The 7,996-nt window shown below is 63.9% G+C and carries 6 protein-coding genes and 1 pseudogene; 3 read left to right on the forward strand and 4 right to left on the reverse strand.

Annotated features, from left to right (window positions below; genetic code table 11):
- Positions 1 to 130: 130 nt before the first annotated feature.
- Complete coding sequence (locus tag DL240_RS19365) at positions 131 to 925, reverse strand: hypothetical protein (RefSeq protein WP_111731545.1); 795 nt, start codon at positions 923 to 925, stop codon at positions 131 to 133.
- A gap of 323 nt (positions 926 to 1,248) precedes the next feature.
- Here DL240_RS19365 and DL240_RS19370 point away from each other — a divergent pair, with 323 nt between their 5' ends.
- Entirely contained in the window at positions 1,249 to 3,201 is a 1,953-nt protein-coding gene (locus tag DL240_RS19370) for a sel1 repeat family protein (RefSeq protein WP_111731546.1), read from the forward strand.
- Between the two features lie 19 nt (positions 3,202 to 3,220).
- Here the strand turns inward: DL240_RS19370 and DL240_RS19375 are convergent, their stop codons facing one another.
- Positions 3,221 to 3,859, reverse strand: coding sequence for a glutathione S-transferase family protein (locus DL240_RS19375; protein WP_111731547.1), 639 nt, complete (start codon positions 3,857 to 3,859; stop codon positions 3,221 to 3,223).
- Positions 3,860 to 4,033: 174 nt separating this feature from the next.
- Here DL240_RS19375 and DL240_RS19380 point away from each other — a divergent pair, with 174 nt between their 5' ends.
- Positions 4,034 to 5,152 (forward strand): AI-2E family transporter, encoded by a 1,119-nt coding sequence (locus DL240_RS19380; RefSeq protein ID WP_111731548.1) that lies wholly within the window; start codon positions 4,034 to 4,036, stop codon positions 5,150 to 5,152.
- 150 nt (positions 5,153 to 5,302) lie between these two features.
- On the opposite strand, the gene DL240_RS20920 is transcribed toward DL240_RS19380, so the two are convergent.
- Both DL240_RS20920 and DL240_RS19385 read right to left on the reverse strand, forming a co-directional pair.
- A complete protein-coding gene (locus tag DL240_RS20920; RefSeq protein WP_347342272.1) occupies positions 5,303 to 5,647 on the reverse strand; it encodes an META domain-containing protein in 345 nt (114 codons plus the stop codon).
- A pseudogene (locus DL240_RS19385) lies at positions 5,636 to 6,745 on the reverse strand (serine hydrolase domain-containing protein); the annotation flags it as partial. The gene DL240_RS20920 and the pseudogene DL240_RS19385, both read right to left, overlap by 12 nt.
- Before the next feature lie 57 nt (positions 6,746 to 6,802).
- On the opposite strand from DL240_RS19385, the gene DL240_RS19390 reads away from it, so the two are divergent.
- Positions 6,803 to 7,990 carry an NAD(P)/FAD-dependent oxidoreductase gene (locus DL240_RS19390; protein WP_111730055.1) on the forward strand — a complete coding sequence of 396 codons (1,188 nt, stop codon included), beginning with the start codon at positions 6,803 to 6,805 and terminating at the stop codon, positions 7,988 to 7,990.
- The last annotated feature ends 6 nt before the right edge of the window (positions 7,991 to 7,996 follow it).

Genomic DNA, 7,996 nt, shown 5'->3' on the forward strand with positions numbered 1-7,996 from the left:
CCACTCCACGTGTTGACCTGCCGTTCTCGCTACCGAGATCATGGATTCAATCCTCATCGCCAAAACCCACACCATAAAAAACCCCTCCGGCACACTCCGGAGGGGTCGTGGCAAAGAATCGCACTCAGGCTCACGAGTCAGTCGCCTCGTCCACCACAACAGGACCGACCACAGGATCGCCCACGATCACGTCAGCCTCATCTCGCGGCTCCTCAACGCCAAGCTCACTGCTTGAGGCTTGACGGGTCATGTACATTTCGCTGATCGCCGGCATCAGTTGCCCAATACTACGATCAGAGTCCAGAGAAAGCGCTCCATCCACAAACTGTCGCGCAGCGATGTAGGCACTTTTCGCATGCTCACGAGCTTGAAAAAGCCTCTGCATCGTATGGACCGCCCGGGCCTTCTGGTTGTCGGCAGCATCCAACGCAGTACTCAGACCATCGAAAACCTGCTGAGCCTCCACCACCGCCGCAGATTCGACGCCCAACGCACCCTCAGCGTAGCGAAGCGCCGTGTTCATCGCCGAGCGCGCCCGATCGATTCCCAGCTTGTTGAACACCGAGGGAGCACGAGGCATCCCTCGCACCAACCGCCGCTTCAGCAGCTCATCATCCTGCGTCTGATCGGCTCGCGCGGTGTAGTACGCAGCCTGGGCTGTCGCATACAATCGCCCGTAGCTCGTCTTGACCTCCGCCTCCGCCCGCGCCACGTCCTCCGCTGCCCGCGCCGCCTTCTCGTTCTCCTCCAGTGATCGGACCACCGCCAGCCTGTACGGACCCAGCCGCGCCAGCAGCAACGCCACGCTCAACTCCAAAACACGACGGGCATACTCATCGTCGACTTTGGCCGCCACCGGCCCCAATCGCGTCGCACTACGCTCCATCCAGGACTGCAAGGTCGTATCGAACTTCGTCTCCGACATCGCACCGCTCCTTTTCCCTAAAGGACGCGTCCCGCCCATCCCCCAAAACGCCCGCAACCCGCCGTCCCCATGACGGCAACCTCGCGTTCGCGCTCCGGATTACCAGCAGCGGTGTCTCCCCCTCGGAGAGACTGAGTTGTTACTGATACCTGCTCTTGTGCCACACATGCGCCCCCCCGCACAATGCGACGCCCCCACGACCACCGGTCGCCCCCCTCTTCAACGAACGCGCCATCCTACTGTCGACGCAACACCCGGATGCGCCTTGTTCGCTCTCATGCACGCTCCCCTCTCAACCTACACTCTGGCAGGAGGGGCTCCCCATGCTCACACGTTCAACGCGCTCGAATGCCTCCGGCGTTCTCTTGTACCTCATTCTGACAGGCGTATGGCTCACCCTGGTGGGCTGCGCCTCCGGCGGCACCGCAGCGCGTTCTACGACGATGAACCCCGCATTTGAGCGCGGCTGGACAGCAGACGTCGACGCGGTCTGCGCTCACGAAAGCTGGGATGACGATGCAGAGATCCCCCTTGAGCGTCGGGGCTATGCGCCCTACCAGGTCTTTGAGCGCTACGCCTCGCGCGACCTCCGATTCGACCTCTATGAAAAGCAATGCTCCGAGGGCCGCGCGGAAGGCTGCCTGCTTGTCGGCCTCATGTTCAATGCCGACGCCGATGAACCCGACGCAGATCCGCGCGCTCGCTCCGCAGCCTACGATGCCTTTCTGCAGGGCTGCTCCCTTAACTTTGGCCCGGCGTGCACCGCCGCCGTCAACACGCTCCTTCACCACCCCGACGTCGACCCGGAGGCGGCCGCATCCGGCAAGGCGATGTTCGGACTGGTCGGCGCTGCCTGCTACCGAGGCGACGCTGACGGATGCCGAATCCTGGCCCGGGACGTGGAGTTTCCCGAGAGCGCCTCACCCGACTTGATTCAAGACCTGGTCGTGCAGGGCAACAGCCTGGGCTGCATCTATGGTGATCCTCAAGCCTGCACCGCCCTGAGCCGGCTCCGCAGTCAGAACAACGATCAGGCCTGCGCCGCAGCAGCCCTTCGCCGAGGCTGCGCGCTGAACGATAAGGAGGCCTGCCAGCAGGTGGAGACAATCGCCCGCACCCAATGCGCCTCCGGTTCCGACCTCTGCAACGACATGAGCACCTTACTTGAACGCCCGCGTCAGAAACGACCGCCCACCTGGCGCGATGGCATGCGTGAGGCCTGTGCCAACGACGACCCCTTCTCCTGCCATCTCCTCGCCCATATGACCCTCGTGGACGGCGGCAGCCCCGACGAGATGCTCCACGCCATCGACATGCTTCAAACCAGCTGCCAGGCCAGCATCCCCGGAGACTGCACCACGGCCTACAACGTCGCCCGCTACTTCTTCGACAACGCCGGAGCTGAAATCCCCCTGGACCCCGCCATACTCGCCGCGCGCGTCATCGCCGCCGCGACCGTCGGATGCGACGCCGGCAACCGCGACATCTGCTTCGAAGGTGCCTTCTTCGCGCTCCCCACCAACCTCGCCCTCACAGAGCACCTCGAGATCGACATCGCGACCAGCGTCGAACTGAGCCTGGCGGGCTGCCATCTCGGACACGGCCAGGCCTGCGCCATTCCCCATCTCATCCGCCCCCTCCTTCAAGGGGAAACGCTCGACAACCTCAACCGCGCCGTCGAAGAACTTCACGATGAACATGCCCCGCTCTGCGAGCAGCTCCCCGGCGATACCTCCTGCCTCCTCACCGGCGCCGCCCTCTACGCCATGGCCGACATCGAGCATCAAGAGCAGGGCTTCACGCTCATCGAGAAAAACTGCGACGCCAACCACCAGGAAAGCTGCTCCTACCTCGACCTCGTCGCTGGCCGCCCTCAACGCACCGCGGCATCCATGCCTCACTCCCACCTGCAATGCCTCTCCCCGGGTGAAGAGGTTCCCCCGATCACCTGCTCCTCAGGCCCCTTCCAAAGCCTCTCCCCTCGCCAGTACGCCGCACGTCACGGCTGCGGCGTAAGCGACATCACCGCCCTGACCTCCTCCCATCAACGCCCGGTGGAAACCTGTGAGATCCAGGGACAACAAACCTTCCTCATGAACCTGCAATGCGCCGACGGCTCCACCCCCGTCACCAGCCGCCAGGCCGCCGCCAGCATGCGCCAGGGCAGCCGAAAAGGCGGTGGCCGTTGCAACAACCCCGTCGACCTCTATGTCATCCCCTGCCCCGAAGGCGACTACGAGGTCTACATCGACCTCTACATGTGCCCTGCCCAATGAGTCTCAGCCCCTGCTCCACCTAATCAGCCGCCGAAAAGTGCGCCAGCTGATCCTCCAGGGCCTTCTTAAATGCCGGCCGCTCGCAAGCCCGCTCCACATAGGCGCGGCAGGCCGGATGCCCCTCCAGCCGATCAAAGCGGTCGACCAGACGCAACACATCCGCCATCAGAATATCCGCGATAGAGAACCTCCCGGCCAGCCAGGTCTGCTCAGCGAGTACCGGCTCGATATGATCGAGCCTCGCCAGAAGAAAGGTGTCGAGGCGTTCCCACTCCGGAGTCTCTTTTGAGAAGCCGGAGAACTCGAAAATCGTCCACGGCAGGCTCGCCATCTCCACCGAGTTCAGCGCGGCGAAGACCCACGCCATCACCTCCACGCGCCGATGATACTCTGCCGGCAGCAACACCTCACTTTTCTGGCCGAGGTGCATGAGGATCGCACCACTCTCAAAGATCGAAAGCTCCCCATCGCTCAGCCAGGGCACCTGGCCAAAGGGCTGGTGCGCAAAATGGCCCTCCTCGCGATCGCGGAAGGGAACGCTCTCGACCCGGTAGGGCAGTGCGGCCTCTTCCAGCGCCCAGCGCACGCGCAGATCTCGCACATAACCGCGAGGCAGATCGGGAACCCAGTCGAAGGTGGTCAAGACCAGCTCATTCATCGTTTATCTCCGTCGCGTGTGGGTGGGGCTGACATCTACGCGCCTTGTCGTGCCACGCCGTGGTGCCCACCGATTTCTGATGCACCTCGGGGTGAGTACGTTATCGCATACGCAGCGAGTTGTCTGGTTATCAGGTGAAACCCACGAAACCACGATGACAGAGGAGCAAACACGATGAGCGCAGACACGCCCAATCCCGAGCCGCGCACCGAACCAGGCCAGAAACGACGCGAAACGAGTTTCTCCCCCTTCATCCGCCACTCCGCAAGCATCCTGGCCATGGTCGTCTTCATCACCATCGGCCTGCTCTTCCTCTGGGAGATGAAGACCCTGATCCTGGTCATCTTCCTGGCCATCCTCTTCGCCATCTTCCTGCGATGGTTGACCGACCTCCTGATAGAGCACACCCCGCTGAGCGGCATCTGGGCGCTTTTGGTCGTCGCGACCCTACTCGTCGCAATCCTCGGAGGTGCTGGCTTCTTGGTTGCCCCCGCCATCGCCAACCAGGTCGATGCCATCGTCGACATGATCCCCAAAGCACTCGCCGAGCTTCAAGCCTGGATCGCCCAGACCGCCATCGGCCCCCGCATCCTTACAGAACTCGGCGAGTTAGAGCCCTCACGTCTTTTTACCAACGAGGTCATTGGACAGGTCGGTGGGGCTTTCGCAGGTGGCCTCAATTTCCTCACCAACGCCGCTCTCGTCGTGGTTGTCGGCGTCTACATCGCCATCAACCCCACGGTCTATAGACGCGGCCTGGTGCGCATGGTTCCCATGCACTACCGCGGGCGAACCGAAGCCATCCTCTCGGTCTGCATCCACCAGATGGTCTGGTGGCTCATCGGCCGACTCCTCGCCATGCTGGCCGTCGCTGTCATTGTCGCCATCGGCCTCTGGGCCCTCGGAATCCCTCTCCCCTTCACCCTGGGCCTCATCGCCGGCCTCTTCTCCTTTGTCCCTATCCTGGGATCCATCGCCTCCTTCCTCCCTGCGGCCCTCATCGCCCTTCTGGTCGGCCCGGAGTTCATTCTCTGGGCAGCGCTGGTCTTTGTGGGGGCCCAGGCCATCGAAGGAAACTTTCTCACCCCTCTTGTTCAAAAGCGCTTCGTCTCCATCCCCCCCGCCATCACCCTCGTCGCCCAGGTCATCGGCGGCATCCTCTTCGGCCTCATCGGCGTCACCGTCGCCACCCCCCTGGCCGTTCTCCTCATGGCGCTCATCAACATGATCTACGTCGAAGATGTCCTCGGCGACACCACCCCTTACACCGACCTCGCCGAGAAGCACCAATAACCCGCCCCCCCTCGCCGCACCGCGCCCCCACAACGAACAAAAGGCGCCATATGCCCGACGTAAAAACGCCCCCTGAGCGCGCCAGCGCGCTCAGGGGGCGTTTCTCATTAAACACCTCAACCCGGGTTCGACTCACGAAAGAGCCGAGGCTTAGCGACGCGCCACAATCGTGCTCCCTTCCGAGGTCATCAGGATCAAAGCTCCGCTCTCGTCGATCCGAAAGCTCTCCACCTGAGACAGGAGCTTGAGAAGCTTACGCTCCTGATTCTCCAGCGCCGGCACACACGCCCTACGTGTGGTGCCCGCCGGCGACATCGTCAGCTGCTCACCTTCACTCTCATAGCTGCCCATCACCCGGTTGCAGCTGGCGCTTCCGCCAAAACGACCATCTCGCCAGAACTGAAGCGTCGCATGACTTGAGTCGATGATGCCTTCTCCGGCGATATCTTCAATCACCCATTCCGGCCCCAGCAGAGGCGTCTCATCATGCGCCATCACATACTCCGCCACGGCCCGATACGCCGGCAACGCCACCGGATCGCTGGCGGCGTTGGCCGCCAGCGGATGCGACGCAAAGCGCACAATCACCATATCGGCGCGAGGGTCGATCCAGAGGGTCTGACCATGAACACCTCGAGCGGCATACGCCCCGTGCTCATCGTGACTCACCCACCACATCCCGCGATAGCTCCAGCCCTCCAACATCGCGTAACCCGCCGCTTTAAAGGCCTCGCGATCGCCCCCCTGACGGATGCTCTCAATCGCCCGCGGCGGCACAACCTGCTCCGAGCCTACGCGCCCCCCATCAAGGAGCATCTGCCCCAGACGCCCCAGGTCGCGCAGCGTCGCGTTAAACCCTCCCCCGGCAAAGGGAGTCCCCACCGAGTCGACCGTATAATACGCCTCGCGCTCCGCCCCGATACGGCTCCAGATACGCTCCGAGAGCAGCTCCGCCACCGAGTTCCCGGTGGCTCGCGCCAGCACCCACCCCAGCGCGTCGGCGTTGACCGTCTTATAACCAAACGCCTCCCCATGCGTGCCCTGCTTCTCCACCCCCTGCAGATACTCCATGTAGCTCCGCGGGCCGCGGTACCCCTCGGGAGGCGGCAGCGGGCTCCCGGCCCGGGCGTGCGCCCACACCTCGGCGTTCGGATCGCTGTAGTCCTCCGAGAAGGCCAACGCGCTGGTCATATCCATCACCTGGCGAAGCGTCGCATCACCAAAGGCGCTCCCCTCAAGCTCCGGCACCAACTCCCCCACCAACGCCTCCTCATTGAGCGCCCCCTCGGCCACCAGAATCTCGCCAAGCAGACCCGTCAGCGACTTCGTCACCGACATCGCCCCGTGCAAACGCTCCGGGCTCATACATCCGCTGTAGCGCTCGTAGACCACACGCCCGTGATGCATCACCAACACCCCGTCGGTGTACAACGCATCCAGCGCCTCCTCCCAGCTCATCGCCTCGCTGCCATCGGACGGCTCCACCCTCACCTCCGCCGACCCCGGAACGTGCGCCGCGCGCTCGGCTTCGCCCTGGAAGTCGCCCGCGCCTTCGGTGCCGCCCTGGCCGACGCCGACGCTCCGCGCCAGCTCCCCGGCTAAACGCCTCGCCACCGTCTTTTCCCACGCTTGCCCCCACAGGAGCCCCTGATGACCTCCCACTACGACATCCTCATCGTCGGCGGCGGCGCCGCCGGCATCTCCGCCGCCGCGCGCCTCTCCTCGGGAGACGCCCCCCTGCACGTGGCCATCCTTGAGCCCGCCGACTGGCACTACTACCAGCCCCTGTGGACCCTGGTCGGCGGCGGCGTATTTACCCGCGAGCACACCCGCAAGCCCATGAGCGAGGTGATCCCTCCCGGCGTCACCTGGCTCAAAGAGCCCGCCGCCACCTTCGCTCCCGACGCCCACAGCGTCACCACCGCCGAAGGCCGCACCTACTCCTACGACCAGCTCATCGTCGCCCCCGGCCTCCAGCTCGACTGGCACAAGATCAAAGGCCTCGACGGCCACATGGGCCAGGGTGGCATCTGCTCCAACTACGCCTACGACACCGTCAACTCCACCTGGGAGGCCCTCCAAAACTTCCGCGCTGGCAACGCCCTCTTCACCTTCCCCAGAGGCACCGTCAAATGCGGCGGCGCACCCCAAAAAATCATGTGGATCTCCGAGCACTACCTCCAAAAACAGGGGCTCCGCGACCGGGCCGATGTGCACTTCGTAAGCTCCGGCGGCGCAATCTTCGGCGTCGAAAAGTACAAAAAGGCCCTGCAAAAACTCGTCGCCGAACGCGACATCCACACCCACTTCGGCCGCAACCTCATTGAGGTGCGCCCCGACGAGAAGCTCGCCGTCTTTGAGAGCCTCCATGGCGAAGCCCCCCTGGAACTCCCCTACGAGATGCTCCATATCACCCCGCCTCAGAGCGCGCCGGACTTCATCAAAACCAGCCCCCTGGCCGACGCCGGCGGTTGGGTCGAGGTCGACCGCCACACCCTCCAGCATACCCGCTTCCCCGACGTCTTCTCCGCCGGCGACGCCAGCAGCCTGCCCACCGCCAAAACCGGCGCCGCCATCCGCAAACAGGTCCCCGTCCTCGTCGCAAACCTGCTCGCCAGGCGCCAGGGCCGCCCCCTGACGGCCGCCTACCACGGCTACACCTCCTGCCCCCTGGTCACCGGCTACGGCCGCCTGATCCTGGCCGAATTCGACTACGACGGAAACCCCGTCGAGAGCTTCCCCTTCGACCAGGCTCAGGAGCGCTACAGCATGTACGCCCTCAAAGCCTACATGCTCCCCGAGATGTACTGGCACGGCATGCTCAAAGGCCGGGCTTAACGTTTC

It is taken from the genome of Lujinxingia litoralis, from assembly GCF_003260125.1.
Classification (GTDB): Bacteria; Myxococcota_A; Bradymonadia; order Bradymonadales; family Bradymonadaceae; genus Lujinxingia; species Lujinxingia litoralis.